The following is a 15,236-nucleotide window of genomic DNA, read 5'->3' as shown; positions in this document are numbered from 1 at the left end:
AGGATTTCAGGGCGTAGAAGACGGGCATTCATTCAGCCGCGCGACGCAAAGCGCCCATTGTAGTGACATGCCGTGAGGCTGCGGTGAAAAAGCGTCGTGCGACGCGCACCTCCGGGGCGGGCGCTAGAATGCGGCATCGATGAACGTTTCAGGGCCGGACTGCCATGCGCATTTTGCTAGTCGAAGACGACCGGATGATTGCCGAGGGCGTGCGCAAAGCGCTGCGCGGCGAAGGCTTCGCGGTCGACTGGGTGGAAGACGGCGAGGCGGCGCTGAGCGCGGCGGCCAGCCAACCTTACGATCTGGTGCTGCTCGACCTCGGCCTGCCCAAACGCGACGGTCTCGACGTGCTGCGTACACTGCGCGCGCGCGGCCATGCGCTGCCGGTGCTGATCGTCACCGCGCGCGACGCGGTCGCCGATCGCGTCAAAGGCCTCGACGCCGGCGCCGACGATTACCTCGTCAAACCTTTCGATCTCGACGAACTCGGCGCCCGCATGCGCGCGCTGATTCGTCGCCAGTCGGGCCGCAGCGATTCGACGATCCGCCACGGCAATCTGACGCTCGATCCGGCCTCGCATCAGGTCACGCTCGACGGCGCGCCGGTCGCGTTGTCCGCCCGTGAATTCGCGCTGCTCGAAGCGCTGCTCGCACGGCCGGGCGCCGTGCTCTCGAAGAGCCAGCTCGAAGAAAAGATGTACGGCTGGGGTGAGGAAATCGGCAGCAATACCGTCGAGGTCTACATTCACGCGCTGCGCAAGAAACTCGGTGCGGATCTGATCCGCAACGTGCGCGGTCTCGGCTACATGATCGCGAAGGACGCCTGAGCCGATGCGTTCGATTCGCCGTCAATTGTTGTTCTGGCTGTTGGCGCTGGTGCTGCTCGGCGTCGGCATTGCGGGTTGGCTGATTTACCGGCAGGCGCTCGCCGAAGCCAATGAACTGTTCGATTACCAACTGGAGCAGATCGCCGCGGCGCTGCCGTCGGAACCGTTCTCGCAAGTGCTCGGTTCGCGCGACACCGGCGACGAAGGCATCGTGCTGCAAATCTGGAATCGCAACGGCGTGCTGATGTACTACTCGCGTCCGCGTGCGCCGCTTGCGCCGCGTGCCGAACTCGGGTTTTCGACCGAGCATACCGACCGTGGCGATTGGCGCGTGTACGGCGCGATCGTCGGCGACAACGTCGTGCAGCTGGCGCAGCCGGTGTCCGTGCGCAACCGGCTGGCGGCGAATGTCGCGCTGCGCACGCTGTGGCCGCTGATCGTGTTGCTGCCGCTGATGGGTCTCGCAGTGTGGATGATCGTCGGGCGGGGGCTCCGGCCGCTGCGGCGCGTGACCAGCGCGCTCGACGCGCGTCGCCCTGAAGCGTTGGATCCGTTGCCCGATCAGGGCTTGCCGCTCGAAGTACAGCCGCTCGTGCGCGCGTTGAACGGCCTGCTCGAGCGGCTCGCCACCACGCTCGACATTCAGAAGGCTTTCGTCGCCGATGCCGCGCACGAACTGCGTACGCCGCTCGCCGCCGTGCAGATTCAATCGCAACTGGTGGCGCGCGCGAAAGACGACACGGCGCGCAGTGAAGCGCTCACCGATCTGCAAGCCGGTGTCATGCGCGCGACGCGTCTTGCCGAACAGTTGCTGGCGCTCGCGCGTTCGGAGCCGGACGGTCTGGCCGTCAGCGACGCGATCGATTTGCGCGCGCTGCTGCGCGACTGCGTTGCGGCTTACGCGCCGCTTGCGCACAATCGTGGCGTCGATCTCGGCATCGAGGCGAGCGAGGCGGCCATGGTGACCGGCGACGCCGACGCGCTGCGTGTGATGTTCAACAACCTCGTGGACAACGCGACCAAGTACACGCCGCGCAGCGGCCGCGTCGACGTCAGCCTGCATGTGGAAGACGGGCACCCGGTGGTGCGGATCGCCGACAGCGGGCCGGGCATCGAGCCGTCCGAACGCGAGCGCGTGTTCGATCGCTTCTATCGCGCCGGCGCCGGCGTGAAGCGCGTGCGCACCGACGTGGCGGGCACCGGCCTCGGCCTCGCGATCGTGCGCCGCATCGCCACGCAACACCACGCGGCGGTGACGCTCGACGAATCGCGGGCGGGCGGATTGCAGGTCACCGTTCGCTTCTGAACGTGCAGCTTCCTGTAGGGAAAGCGGCGGGAAACAGCCTTAAAACCGGCTTAAATCTGGGCTCAAGCGATCTGCCGCTGCTTAAGACTCCTTTAAGCGATGCCACGTACGCTTCGTGACATCCAGAAGCCTCTCTCTCCCAGTCAGGAGTACACGATGAACGCGAAAACCTTGTCCCGTAGCGCCATAGCAGTCGCGCTCGCCGTTGCGCTGTCCGCCGGTTATGTGGCGGGACATCGCGACGTTCCCGCGCCGCAGGTCATCACGCCGGCGCAAGCCGCGATGATGCCCGCCGAAGCCGCCGCGAAAACAGGCATTCCCGATTTCTCGGGGCTGGTCGAAACCTACGGCCCGGCCGTCGTCAACATCAGCGCGAAGCACGTGGTCAAGCAGGCCGCGCTGCGCGGTAACGGTGGCGGCGGCAATCAATTGCCGATCGATCCGAGCGATCCTTTCTACCAGTTCTACAAGCACTTCTTCGGCGGCGTGCCGGGCATGCAGGGCGGCGACGGCGGCGATGCGCCGGATCAGCCGAGCGCGAGCCTGGGCTCGGGATTCATCGTCAGCAATGACGGCTATATCCTGACCAACGCGCACGTGGTGGACGGCGCGAACGTCGTGACCGTGCGGCTGACCGACAAGCGCGAATTCCGCGCCAAGGTGGTCGGCGCCGACAAGCAGTCGGACGTCGCCGTGTTGAAGATCGACGCGGGCAACCTGCCGACCGTGAAGATCGGCGACCCGCGTCAAAGCAAGGTCGGGCAGTGGGTGGTCGCGATCGGCTCGCCTTACGGTTTCGATAACACCGTGACCTCAGGCATCATCAGCGCGAAGTCGCGCTCGCTGCCTAACGAAAATTACACGCCGTTCATCCAGACCGACGTGCCGGTCAATCCGGGCAACTCCGGTGGTCCGCTGTTCAATCTGCAAGGCGAAGTGATCGGCATCAACTCGATGATCTACTCGCAGACCGGCGGCTTCCAGGGCCTTTCGTTCGCGATCCCGATCAATGAGGCGATCAAGGTCAAGGACGATATCGTCAAGACCGGCCACGTGAGCCGCGGACGTCTCGGCGTCGCGGTGCAGGGCATGAACCAGACGCTCGCCGATTCGTTCGGCATGCGCAAGCCGCAAGGCGCGCTCGTCAGTTCGGTCGATCCGGGCGGTCCGGCCGCCAAGGCCGGCTTGCAGCCGGGCGACGTGATCCTGTCGGTGAACGGCGAGCCGGTAAGCGACTCGGCCGATCTGCCGGCACAGGTCGCGGGTCTCGCGCCGGGCAGCTCGGCCACCGTGCAGGTGTGGCGCGACAAGGCCAGCAAGGATCTGAAGGTGACCATCGGCTCGCTGTCGGATGTGAAGGTCGCCTCGGACAAGGCCGATCAGCCGGCGCAGTTGCAAGGCCGTCTCGGCGTGGCGGTTCGGCCGCTCACGCCGGAAGAGAAGAATGGCGCGTCGGTCTCGCACGGTCTGCTGGTGCAGCAATCGGGCGGGGCGGCTGAAAGCGCCGGCATCCAGCCGGGCGACGTGATTCTCGCGGTCAACGGCCGTCCGGTGACGAGCGTCGATCAGCTGAAGCAGATGATTGCCGGCGCCGGCAACAGCATCGCGTTGCTGATCCAGCGCGACAATGCGCAGATCTTTGTGCCGGTCGATCTTGGCTGATTTCTGGTCTGACTTTGGCCTGCTTTTGGTCTGATGGTTGGCCCGGAGTTTTGGCGCGGGTTCTGGCCGATTCGCTGGCCAATACGCCGACCAATTCGCCAGGGTTCGTGAAGTAACGCTTGCCGGTCTGTTGCACTTACTGCCAACAGACCGGCTTTCTTTTACCGCTTCAGGCGCCATCGAAAACCGCGCCAAGTGCCACCCGGCGCGGCGTAGCAGCGGCTTGAGCGCGATGCGCCCAGCTTGTTGGCATGCAGGTTGCGTCTTCTGGGTCAATCCGGCCCTCTCCAGGGGGACCGGATGGCGAGAACCTTAAAAGGGGGGCGAACCGATGAAAACCCAACGCAATCAGCGAAGCATCGTCGCCGCTGCGGTATGCGCAGCGCTCACGCTCGGTCTGGCGGGCGGCGCTTATGCGCAGCAGGCCAGCGAAGTGACAGGCGGCACGACCACCGATGAAACCAGCGCCGGCAACGCCAACGGTGGCGGCCTGCCGCAAATCCAGCAACAGGGCGACGTATCGTTCGTGTCAGGCGGCGTCGGTCTCGACGAATCGAAGGCGTTGCAGCAGGCGCAAAACCAGTGGCCGCTGTCGTTGCGCTTTACGGGCCCCGGCTCCGACTTTCTCGCCGACGTCCACGTGCGGGTCGTCGACGCCCATGACGGCGAGGTGCTGAGCGCCACGTCGCGCGGGCCGTACATGCTGCTCAAGCTGCGTCCGGGCCGCTACACCGTTCACGCGCAATACAAGGATCGCGACCAGTCGAGGGCGGTGACGGTCCCGGCTAAAGGCAGCGCCAAGGCTGCGTTCTACTGGAATACCCAGTAATCGCCTGGTTTTCCCGACCTTTGGCCGGGCGGATCGTCTGGCGAAGCGCAGGAAGGCCGCACAACCGGCTGGAGTTTGGTCGATAATGAAGCCGCGGGCGCGTCCCGCGGCTTTTTTGTTTGCACGGCCGCACACCATCACGGAGCCGAGACATGAGCGATGCCTTGACACCTCGCGGAACCCCAGGCCCGGGCGCCTGCGCAAGCTCGGGCGGGCACACCGTCGTCATTACCGGCAACCACCACCGGGTTCGTGTGATTCACGGCGGCGTCACGATGGCCGACACGCAAGCAGCCCTGACGCTCGCCGAAACCGGTCTGCCGGACGTGTTCTATTTTCCGCGCACCGACGTGAACATGGCGCGGCTCGAACGGTCCACGCATACTTCGCATTGCCCGTTCAAGGGCCATGCTTCGTACTTTCATTTGCGCACCGAAGACGGCCTGATCGAAAACGCCGTGTGGAGCTATGAGACGCCGCTCGAAGCGGTGCAACAGATCAAAGGGTATCTCGCGTTTTACGCATCGCGCGTCGACCGTATCGATCAGACATCCTGATCCCGCAGTCGCGCGTTCACCGGGGAGGCTGTCATGGAGCTGAACAACGCGTTGAGGATTCCGGTCGCGCCTTCCGACGTTTGGGAGGCGTTGCAGGATCTCGCTTTGTTACGTGCCAGCCTCGACAACTGCGAGTCGTTCACGCGGCTTGGCCGCGGCGAATATGCGCTGATTCTGACGGTGCCGCTCGGACCTTTGCGCGCGCGTTACGAAGCGCGCGCACATGTCGCCGGCCAGGACTCCGGGCCGGCGGAGGCGCAGCGCCGCACCATCAACTTCAAGGCTCGCGCCGAGGGCATCGGCTCGCTGCGCGGACAGATCGAAGTCAGGCTGCGCGCGGAAGATGCCGCGCTCGGCATCGGCAGGGAGCGCGGCACGCGGATCGATTACACGATCTGGGCGACGTCGTCCGGGCCGCTCGCCGAGTTGCCGACGCGGCAGCTCGAAAACGCGCTGCATCTTCTCGCCGACGACTTTTTCACCGAATTCGGCGCGGTTGTCCGGGCCAAGCATGGGCAAGGGCCGAACCGCGCGCGCGGTTCGTCGGCACGCCGTCAGCACGTCTTTTTGCGGCCGATCAATCTCAGCGGCATCGCGCGGCGTCCGCGCCCGCCCGATCATGGCACTACGCTGACCGGGCGCGCCGCCAGCGCCTCGCACGGTGTCTCGCACGGCGTTTCACATCGCGAGCCTACTCCGCACGCGGTCCCGAACTGGGCGTGGGCGGCGATGATTTTTCTGGTCGCGCTGCTGCTCTATGTCGCGCGCTGGGTCAGCGAGCACTGACGGCGTGGTTTAGCGCAGGCCGAGACAACTTGCTGCCGCGCTGTTGCCGCGCTGTTGCCGCGCAGTTGCCGTGTTGCTGTCGCGCCGGCGCGACTACGAAATTCCTGCGACTCGCTACGAACGCCGTTGGCCGCGCGGGGCCTTGGCGGCCCCCGCAGGCTCTGACGCGTGTCCACACACGCGTTCACACGCCGCGAAACTCGCGCCGCCAAGCCGACGGCGAAGTGCGGAACGCCTCCGCGAAATGCTGCCGCAACGAGGCCGTCGAGCCAAAGCCCGCGATTGCCGCAATGGCTTCGACCGACTCGTCCGTGCTTTCGAGCAATTGCTGCGCGCGAGCGAGCCGTTGCGACAGCAGCCAAACGCCGACGGTCGTGCCGGTGGCAAGACGGAAGCGCCGTGTGAAGGTGCGGCGGCTCATCAGCGCGCGCCCGGCGAGCGAGTCGAGCGTGTGCGGCGCGTCCAGATTTCCGCTGACCCAATCGAGCAGGCCCGACAACCGGTCGCCGCGTACGTTCGGCGGCACCGGCTGCTCGATGTATTGCGCCTGGCCACCCTGCCGATGCGGCGGGACCACGAGCCGGCGCGCCACATGGTTCGCCGCCTGCGCGCCGCACATCTTGCGCAGCACGTGCAGACAGCAGTCGAGTCCGGCGGCAGTGCCCGCCGAGGTCAGCACGTTGCCGTCGTCGACGTAGAGCACGTCGGGGTCGAGGCGCACGCGCGGATAGCGGCGCGCGAAATCGTCGGCCCACGCCCAGTGGGTGGTCGCCGGCCGCTCGTCGAGAATGCCTGCGGCGGCCAGCACGAACGCGCCAAGACACAAACCGACCAGCTGCGCGCCACGTGCATGCGCGGCCCGCAGTGCATCGAGCAGGGCAGCGGGTGGCACTTCGTCCGGATCGCGCCAGCTCGGCACGACGATCGTCTGCGCGTCGGCGAGCGCTTCGAGCCCATGTGTGACGGCGATCGAGAAGCCGGCGGTGGTGGTCAGCGCGCCCGTCTCAGCCGCGCACACGCGGAAATCGAAGTCGGGCAAGCCGCCCCCGCTACGGTCCTCGCCGAAGACGACACAAGGCACCGAAAGATGGAACGGGCTGATGCGGTTGAACGCGACCACCGCGACGATGTGGCGAGGCGCGGTGGCCGCGTCGGCTGAAGAAGAGATCGGTGCCGTCATCTATCACCCCATTCAATTCAACGATGGCCCAATCTTAGCGAATCTTGTCATTCGGGTCGCTGTCCGTAAGACTGCGGCAGGCGAACAATACCGTCATCGCCGCTGCGGGTTCAGCGCCCATCCCGGGCCACGCAGCGCGAGCCTTATCTGACAGGAGTCTTGCCATGACCACACCACGCCGCGCGCTGATCGTCATCGACGTGCAGAACGAATACGTGACGGGCGATCTGCCAATCGAATACCCAGATGTGCAAACCTCGCTCGCCAACATCGGCCGCGCGATGGATGCGGCGCGTGCCGCCGGCGTGCCGGCGGTGGTCGTGCAAAACTTCGCGCCCGCCACCTCGCCGCTGTTCGCGCGCGGCAGCGACGGCGCAGAACTGCATCCGCTGGTGGGCACGCGCGCTCGCGATCACTACGTGGAGAAGTCGCTGCCGAGCGCCTTCACCGGGACCGATCTGGCTGACTGGCTCGCCGCGCAGCAGATCGACACACTGACAGTAGTCGGCTACATGACACACAACTGCGACGCCTCGACCATTAATCACGCATTGCACATGGGTTTCGCGGTCGAATTCCTGCACGACGCGACGGGCTCGGTGCCGTACGAAAACAGTGCGGGCTTCGCGAGCGCGCAGGACATTCATCGAGTATTCAGCGTCGTGCTGCAGTCACGCTTCGCGGCGGTGGCGAGCACGGAGCAATGGATCGCGGCAGTGAAGGGCGGGTCGCCGCTCGAACGCAGCAACATCTACGCCTCGAACCAGAAGGCGCGCGCCAGCCAGGCGGCGGCGTGAAGCGGTAACTCGTCCTATAGCGGCACCCGCATAGCGGCACGCGTAGGCACGCGTAAACGGCAGCGGGCGGGTTGCGTGAATGCGCACCCGCCCGCTGCCTTGGGTCCGCCGCCTCTATCTAGTTCGCTGCCCGATCGGAGCGCCGCGCCGCGTAGTCCTTGCGCAGCGCCGGGCTCAGCCGCAGTGCGTCGAACATCCCTTCGACCATCTGCTCCGCTTGCGCGGCGAAATCGGTGGCATCGGGCAGGAATAGCATGTCGCGCAGCGCACCGCCGACGAACGCATGCACCATCGACGCCGCCAGCTTCGTGTCGAGATCGGCCGGCATTTGCCCTTTGGAGATCGCGTTGCGCAGACCGGTTTCGACTTTCGTGAGCCCTTCGCGCATGTTGGTCTGATACCGGGCCATCACCGGGCCCATGTCTTCGACGAACTCGCATTTGAGAAACAGGATGTCGAACACGCGCCGGCGGCGCGGGTCGTTCGCGGTGTCGCGCACACAGACCGTGCAGATTTCCATCAGACGCCCGAGCGGGTCGGGCTCATTGGGGTCTTGCGAGGCGGCCTTGAGCTCGTCCAGCGGCAACAGCACGCGGTCGAACATCTCGGTAAACAGATCGCCTTTGTGCGCGAAATGCCAATAAATCGCGCCGCGCGTGACACCGGCGGCTTGCGCAATGTCGGCCAGCGACGTGCGCGATACACCCTTCTCGAAGAATACCCGTTCGGCCGCGTCGAGAATGCTGTTGCGCGTCTCCTGTGCCTCTTCTTTGGTTCTTCTGACCATGTTGGTGTGATCTTTCGTGATTGTGGGGTTTTCCCGAGCGGTTTTAAGTACGCTCGATGACAATCTGTCTTGAGTTAACCGTTTTGTGAGTCGATCTTGCAGAGCCCCGCCCGCAAGAGATACAAACGCACTTTTACATGCATTCGTGAATGTATATATAATAGCATCCCACGATCGGATGGCCCAAGCAGTGACGACCAGTTAATATCCGTCACTGTTGCCTTTCAAAACGTTCTTGCGCCGTGCCCGGACGGGCGGCGTCGTGCGGCATTTCCCCGGTATGGCGCATTTCTCTCAGGATGCCCCTGCAGGTTCGGTTTGCATCCATGGGTTTCCGGTCCGGCGTCGCAAGACGCATGTTGCGCTGTCGTCCTCGGGGTAGGGATGCGCGCACTTTTTCATTCTCAGTCATTGACAGAGGTCGCTCCATGCGCGTCGAACGGGTTCCATTCCGCTTAATCAGTGCCGCGACGGCTGCCGTATTGCTGGCAGCGTGCGGACCAAAACAATCGGCCCCGCCGCAACAAACGCCCGAAGTGGGCATCGTCACCGTCCAGCCGACGACGGTGCCCGTCGTCACTGAATTGCCCGGCCGCACCAGCGCGTTCCTCGTCGCGCAAGTGCGTGCACGGGTCGACGGCATCGTGCTGCGCCGCGAGTTCACCGAAGGCAGCCAGGTCAAGGCCGGCCAGCGTCTGTACAAGATCGATCCGGCGCCGTACATCGCGACGTTGAACAACGCGAAGGCGACGCTTGCCAAGGCGCAGGCCAACCTCGTGTCGACCACCGCGCAAGCGAACCGCTACAAGGTGCTGGTCGCGGCCAACGCGGTCAGCAAGCAGGACTACGACAACGCGGTTGCCTCGCAAGGCCAGGCCGCGGCTGACGTAGCCGCCGGCAAGGCCGCGGTCGACACGGCGCAGATCAACCTCGGCTATACGGATGTCGTCTCGCCGGTGACCGGCCAGGTCGGCATCTCTCAGGTCACGCCGGGCGCGTATGTGCAAGCGAGCGCGGCCACGCTGATGTCGACGGTCCAGCAACTCGACCCGGTTTATGTCGACCTCACGCAATCGAGCCTCGACGGCCTCAAGCTGCGCCGCCAGGTGCAGGAAGGCCGCCTGAAGACGAACGGGCCGGATGCCGCGAAGGTCACGCTGATTCTTGAAGACGGCCGCACCTATTCGGAGCAGGGCAAGCTGCAGTTCACCGACGTGACGGTCGACCAGGGCACCGGTTCGGTCACGATCCGCGCGATCTTCCAGAACAAGGACCGCGTGCTGCTGCCAGGCATGTTCGTGCGCGCGCGCATCGACGAAGGCGTGAACGACCGCGCGATCGTCGTGCCGCAAACGGGCATTACGCACGATCCGAAGGGCCAGCCCACCGCGCTCGTGGTCGGTCAGGACAACAAGGTCGCCGTGCGCCAGCTGGTCACGTCGTCGACGTACGGTGCCAACTGGGTGGTCGAAAGCGGCCTGAACCCGGGTGACCGCGTGATCGTGCTCGGCACCGACAAGGTGCGTCCGGGGATGACGGTCAAGACGGTTCCGGCGCAACTGCCTGCTTCCGGCACTGCGGCCGCAGGCGCGCCGCCGGCAAGCGGCGCCCAGCCGGCCTCCGCTGCATCGGCCGCGCAATAACAGGGAGCCTGTTACATGGCAAAGTTCTTTATTGATCGCCCGATTTTTGCATGGGTGATCGCCATCATTCTGATGCTCGCGGGCATCGCGTCGATCTTCAGCTTGCCGATCGCGCAATACCCGACCATCGCTCCGCCGGCGGTGCAGATCAGCGCCGTGTATCCGGGCGCGTCGGCGAAGACGGTGGAAGACACCGTCACGCAGGTGATCGAGCAACAGATGAGCGGCCTCGACCACCTGCTGTACCTGTCGTCCACCTCGGACGACTCCGGTACGGCGACCATCACGCTGACGTTCGCGGCCGGCACGAATCCGGACATCGCCCAGGTTCAGGTGCAGAACAAGCTGCAGCTCGCCACGCCGCTTCTGCCGACAATCGTGCAGCAGCAAGGGATCAACGTCACGAAGTCGAGCAGCAGCTTCCTGCTCGTGCTGGCGTTCAATTCCGAAGACGGCAGCATGAACAAGATCGACCTCTCGAACTACGTGGCGTCGAACGTCAAGGACGCGATCAGCCGTCTCGACGGCGTGGGCACCGTGACGCTGTTCGGCACGCAGTACGCGATGCGGATCTGGCTCGACCCGGTGAAGCTGAACAACTTCGGTCTGACGCCGGTCGATGTCCAGACCGCGCTGCAGGCGCAGAACGTCCAGGTGGCGGGCGGCTCGCTCGGCGGCACGCCTTCGGTGCCGGGCCAGATGCTGCAGGCGACCATCACCGAGGCGACGCTGCGCAATACGCCTGAGCAGTTCGGCAACGTGCTGCTGAAGGTGAACCAGGACGGCTCGCAGGTGCGCATCAAGGACGTCGCGCGCATCGAGCTGGGCGGTGAAAACTACAACTTCGACACGCACTACAACGGTAAGCCGACCGCCGGTCTCGGCATTCAGCTCGCGACGGGCGCCAATGCGCTGCAGACCGCGAAGAACGTGAAGACGAAGATCGACGAGCTGTCGAAGTATTTCCCGCACGGCCTCGTCGTGAAGTACCCGTATGACACGACGCCGTTCGTGCGCCTGTCGATCGAAGACGTGGTGAAGACGCTGCTCGAAGGTATCGTGCTCGTGTTCCTCGTGATGTATCTGTTCCTGCAGAACCTGCGCGCGACGCTGATTCCGACGATCGCCGTGCCGGTGGTGCTGCTGGGTACGTTTGCGGTCATGAGCGTGGTGGGTTTCTCGATCAACACGCTGTCGATGTTCGGTCTCGTGCTGGCCATCGGCCTGCTGGTGGACGATGCGATCGTGGTGGTGGAGAACGTCGAGCGGGTGATGGCCGAAGAGGGCTTGTCGCCACGCGACGCAACCCGCAAGGCGATGGGCCAGATCACCGGTGCGCTGGTCGGCGTGGCGCTGGTGCTGTCGGCGGTGTTCGTGCCGGTCGCGTTCTCGAGCGGCTCGGTCGGGGCGATCTACCGGCAGTTCTCGCTGACGATCGTGGCGGCGATGGTGCTGTCGGTGCTGGTCGCGCTGATTCTTACGCCGGCGCTGTGCGCGACGATCCTCAAGCCGATCCCGCAGGGTCATCACGAAGAGAAGAAGGGATTCTTCGGCTGGTTCAACCGGACTTTCGAAACGAGCCGCGACAAGTATCACTCGGGCGTGCACCACGTGATCAAGCGCTCGGGCCGCTGGCTCATCATCTACCTGGTGGTGATCGTCGCGGTGGGCATGCTGTTCGTGCGGCTGCCGAAGTCGTTCCTCCCGGATGAAGACCAGGGGATCATGTTCGTGATGGTGCAAACGCCGGCCGGCTCGACTCAGGAGCGCACGGCTCACGCCCTCCAGGACATCTCGGACTACGTGCTGACGCAGGAAAAGGACATCGTCGAATCGGCGTTCACGGTGAACGGCTTCAGCTTCGCAGGCCGTGGCCAGAATGCCGGTCTCGTGTTCGTGAAGCTGAAGGACTACGCGCAGCGCCAGCATGCGAACCAGAAGGTCCAGGCGCTGATCGGCCGGATGTTCATGCACTTCTCGTCGTACAAGGATGCGCTGGTGTATCCGGTGAATCCGCCGTCCATTCCGGAACTGGGCACGGCGTCGGGCTTCGACTTCGAGTTGCAGGACCGTAGCGGTCTGGGCCACGCGAAGCTGATGGAAGCGCGCAACATGCTGCTCGGCATGGCGTCGAAGGATCCGTCGCTGGCACTCGTGCGTCCGAACGGCCTGAACGATACGCCGCAGTTCAAGATCTCGATCGATCACGAAAAGGCGTCTGCGCTGGGTGTGTCGCTGTCGGCGATCGACCAGACGTTCTCGATCGCGTGGGCCTCGCAGTACATCAACAACTTCCTCGATACAGACGGTCGGATCAAGAAGGTGTACGTGCAGGGCGACGCGCCGTTTCGGATGAATCCGGAAGACCTGGGCAACTGGTACGTGCGCAACGCTGCGGGCGGAATGGCGCCGCTCAGCTCGTTCGCTTCGGGCATCTGGACCTACGGTTCGCCGAAGCTCGAACGCTACAACGGCATTTCCGCGGTCGAAATCCAGGGCGCCGCTGCCGCTGGCAAGAGTACCGGTCAGGCGATGTCGGCCATGGAAGCGATCGCGGCGAAGCTGCCCGCGGGTATCGGCTACGAATGGACGGGTCTGTCGCTGCAGGAACGCCAGTCCGGTTCGCAGGCGCCGATTCTGTACGGCATCTCGATCCTCGTCGTGTTCCTGTGTCTCGCCGCGCTGTATGAAAGCTGGTCGATCCCGTTCTCGGTGATCATGGTGGTGCCGCTCGGCGTGCTGGGGGCGTTGCTGGCCGCCACGCTGCGCGGGCTCGAGAACGACGTGTTCTTCCAGGTGGGTCTGCTGACCACGGTGGGGCTGTCGGCGAAGAACGCGATCCTGATCGTGGAATTCGCCCGCGAGCTGCAGCAGAGCGAAGGCATGGGGCCGATCGAGGCCGCGCTGGAAGCGGCGCGCTTGCGGTTGCGCCCGATTCTGATGACCTCGCTCGCGTTCATTCTCGGCGTGATGCCGCTCGCGATCAGTAACGGCGCGGGTTCGGCCAGCCAGCACGCGATCGGTACCGGCGTGATCGGCGGGATGTTGACGGCGACCTTCCTCGCGATTTTCATGATCCCGATGTTCTTCGTCGTGATCCGCGCGAAATTCGGCGGTGAGAAGGAAGACCCGGATGCGGCGCTCGCACATTACAACCAGCACCATCCGCATGATCCGCAGGGTGGCGGATCGGCTGGTGACGGCTCGGGCAAGGACGGACATTGAGATGCAAAAACACTCTTTGATTGCAGTGGCGGTCGCGTTCCTCGCCGCGGGTTGCACGATGGCGCCGAAGTACGAGCGTCCGGCCGCGCCCGTGCCGGGGGCCTTCCCGGCCGGCGGCGTGTACGAGACGCAGCCGGGCGCGACCCAGCCGGTCACGACGGGGCAGCCTGGTGCATCGGGCGCCGCGCGCAGCGCGAATGGCCAGGCCGCCGCCGACATCGGCTGGCGTGATTTCTTCGTCGACGCGCGTTTGCAGCGGCTGATCGAAATCGCGCTGAAGAACAACCGCGATCTGCGCGTGTCGGTGCTGAATATTCAGGCGTCGCAGGCGCAGTATCAGATCGCCCGCGCGGCGCTGTTCCCGACGCTCAACGCGGCGGCGTCGCAAACCAGACAGCGCACGCCGAAAGATCTCACGGCGACTGGCGTGACGATCTCCAACTCCTACTCGGTCGGTCTGAACGCATCGTGGGAAATCGACTTCTTCGGGCGGATCCAGAGCCTGAAGGACCAGGCGCTGGCTCAGTATCTGGCTACCGCTCAAGCGCGCAAGGCGGCGGAAATCTCGCTGGTGTCGCAGGTGGCGAATCAGTACCTGACGGTGCTCGAGCTGGACGATCTGCTGAAAGTCACGCAGGGCACGCTGAAGACCGCGCAGGAGTCGTACCGGATCACCAAGCTGCAATTCGATACCGGCACCGGTTCGGAACTCGATTTGCGGCAGTCGCAAACGGTGGTCGAGCAGGCCAACGCGAACCTGCAGTCGCAGGCGCGTCTGCGGGCTCAGGCTGAAAACGCGCTGGTGCTGCTGGTGGGCGAGCCGTTGCCGGCCGATCTGCCGCCGGGCTCGACGCTGGACAACCAGAATCTCCTCACGGATATTCCGGCGGGCTTGCCGTCCGATCTGCTGACGCGTCGGCCAGACATCGCCGAAGCCGAGGAGAATCTGCTCGCGGCTAACGCGAACATCGGTGCGGCACGTGCGGCGTTCTTCCCGAAGGTCTCGCTGACCGGCAGTTTCGGCACGCTCAGCCCCACGCTCGGCGGTCTGTTCAAGCCGGGTTCGGCGGCCTGGAGCTTCGCGCCGTCGATCACGCTGCCGATCTTCGAAGGCGGCCAGAACAAGGCCAATCTCGATCTCGCCCACGTGCAGAAGAACATCCAGATCGCCACGTACGAAAAGGCAATCCAGACGGCCTTCCGCGAAGTGGCGGACGGACTGGCGGCGCGCGGCACGTACGATCAGCAGATCCAGGCGCTGGAGCGCAATACCTTTGCCGAACAGCGCCGGCTGGATCTGTCGAATCTGCGTTATACGAACGGCGTCGACAGCTATCTGTCGGTGCTGACCGCGCAGACCGATCTGTATTCGTCGCAGCAGTTGTTGGTTACCGCGCGGATGCAGCGTCTGCAGAACCTGGTCACGCTGTATCAGGCGCTGGGCGGCGGCTGGATCGAACGGGCCGGCGAGCAGCCGCGTCCCGCCGATGCACCGGTCGATTATGGCGCGGCAAGCGCACCGGTGGCGGCTTCGGCAGCAAGCGCGGGTTAAGGCTCGTAGCAGCCGGCGCGCGGGGCGGGTTTCTGTTGCAGGGAAGCCGCCTCACGCAGCCAGCAACAAAAAAAAACGCCACGGC

General features: G+C 64.8%; 12 protein-coding genes. 10 read left to right on the top strand and 2 right to left on the bottom strand.

Annotated elements, in window-relative coordinates; all coding sequences use genetic code 11:
- The first annotated feature begins 164 nt into the window (after positions 1-164).
- The 6 genes from DLM46_RS01500 to DLM46_RS01475 all read left to right on the top strand — a co-directional run bounded on the left by DLM46_RS01500 (position 165) and on the right by DLM46_RS01475 (position 5,967).
- Complete coding sequence (locus DLM46_RS01500; RefSeq protein WP_115098934.1) at positions 165-827, top strand: response regulator; 663 nt, start codon at positions 165-167, stop codon at positions 825-827.
- A gap of 4 nt (positions 828-831) precedes the next feature.
- The gene (locus tag DLM46_RS01495; RefSeq protein WP_115098933.1) at positions 832-2,133 is read left to right on the top strand and encodes an ATP-binding protein; all 1,302 of its coding nucleotides are present in this window, start codon (positions 832-834) and stop codon (positions 2,131-2,133) included.
- A 156-nt stretch (positions 2,134-2,289) separates the two neighbouring features.
- Complete coding sequence (locus DLM46_RS01490) at positions 2,290-3,795, top strand: DegQ family serine endoprotease (protein ID WP_115098932.1); 1,506 nt, start codon at positions 2,290-2,292, stop codon at positions 3,793-3,795.
- Between the two features lie 331 nt (positions 3,796-4,126).
- Positions 4,127-4,624, top strand: coding sequence for a carboxypeptidase regulatory-like domain-containing protein (locus DLM46_RS01485; RefSeq protein WP_115098931.1), 498 nt, complete (start codon positions 4,127-4,129; stop codon positions 4,622-4,624).
- 152 nt (positions 4,625-4,776) lie between these two features.
- Positions 4,777-5,181, top strand: coding sequence for a DUF427 domain-containing protein (locus DLM46_RS01480; protein WP_115098930.1), 405 nt, complete (start codon positions 4,777-4,779; stop codon positions 5,179-5,181).
- 33 nt (positions 5,182-5,214) lie between these two features.
- The gene (locus tag DLM46_RS01475; RefSeq protein WP_115098929.1) at positions 5,215-5,967 is read left to right on the top strand and encodes an SRPBCC family protein; all 753 of its coding nucleotides are present in this window, start codon (positions 5,215-5,217) and stop codon (positions 5,965-5,967) included.
- Positions 5,968-6,151: 184 nt separating this feature from the next.
- On the opposite strand, the gene DLM46_RS01470 is transcribed toward DLM46_RS01475, so the two are convergent.
- Positions 6,152-7,147, bottom strand: coding sequence for a helix-turn-helix domain-containing protein (locus DLM46_RS01470; protein ID WP_115098928.1), 996 nt, complete (start codon positions 7,145-7,147; stop codon positions 6,152-6,154).
- A 164-nt stretch (positions 7,148-7,311) separates the two neighbouring features.
- Here DLM46_RS01470 and DLM46_RS01465 point away from each other — a divergent pair, with 164 nt between their 5' ends.
- The gene (locus DLM46_RS01465; protein ID WP_115098927.1) at positions 7,312-7,944 is read left to right on the top strand and encodes a cysteine hydrolase family protein; all 633 of its coding nucleotides are present in this window, start codon (positions 7,312-7,314) and stop codon (positions 7,942-7,944) included.
- Positions 7,945-8,062: 118 nt separating this feature from the next.
- On the opposite strand, the gene DLM46_RS01460 is transcribed toward DLM46_RS01465, so the two are convergent.
- Positions 8,063-8,731, bottom strand: a complete 669-nt coding sequence (locus DLM46_RS01460) for a TetR family transcriptional regulator (protein WP_115098926.1) — start codon at positions 8,729-8,731, stop codon at positions 8,063-8,065.
- A 428-nt stretch (positions 8,732-9,159) separates the two neighbouring features.
- On the opposite strand from DLM46_RS01460, the gene DLM46_RS01455 reads away from it, so the two are divergent.
- Genes DLM46_RS01455 through DLM46_RS01445 form a run of 3 tightly spaced genes read left to right on the top strand, consistent with a single transcriptional unit; the run spans position 9,160 to position 15,151 of the window.
- Positions 9,160-10,374, top strand: a complete 1,215-nt coding sequence (locus DLM46_RS01455) for an efflux RND transporter periplasmic adaptor subunit (protein WP_115098925.1) — start codon at positions 9,160-9,162, stop codon at positions 10,372-10,374.
- A 15-nt stretch (positions 10,375-10,389) separates the two neighbouring features.
- Positions 10,390-13,599, top strand: a complete 3,210-nt coding sequence (locus DLM46_RS01450) for an efflux RND transporter permease subunit (RefSeq protein ID WP_115098924.1) — start codon at positions 10,390-10,392, stop codon at positions 13,597-13,599.
- Between the two features lies 1 nt (position 13,600).
- Positions 13,601-15,151 carry an efflux transporter outer membrane subunit gene (locus DLM46_RS01445; RefSeq protein WP_115098923.1) on the top strand — a complete coding sequence of 517 codons (1,551 nt, stop codon included), beginning with the start codon at positions 13,601-13,603 and terminating at the stop codon, positions 15,149-15,151.
- Positions 15,152-15,236 lie beyond the last annotated feature (85 nt).

This window comes from Paraburkholderia lacunae, from assembly GCF_003353175.1.
Taxonomy (GTDB): Bacteria; Pseudomonadota; Gammaproteobacteria; order Burkholderiales; family Burkholderiaceae; genus Paraburkholderia; species Paraburkholderia lacunae.
The sequence above is the reverse complement of the archived record's forward strand: the minus strand, read 5'-3'. Positions and strand labels throughout refer to the sequence as shown.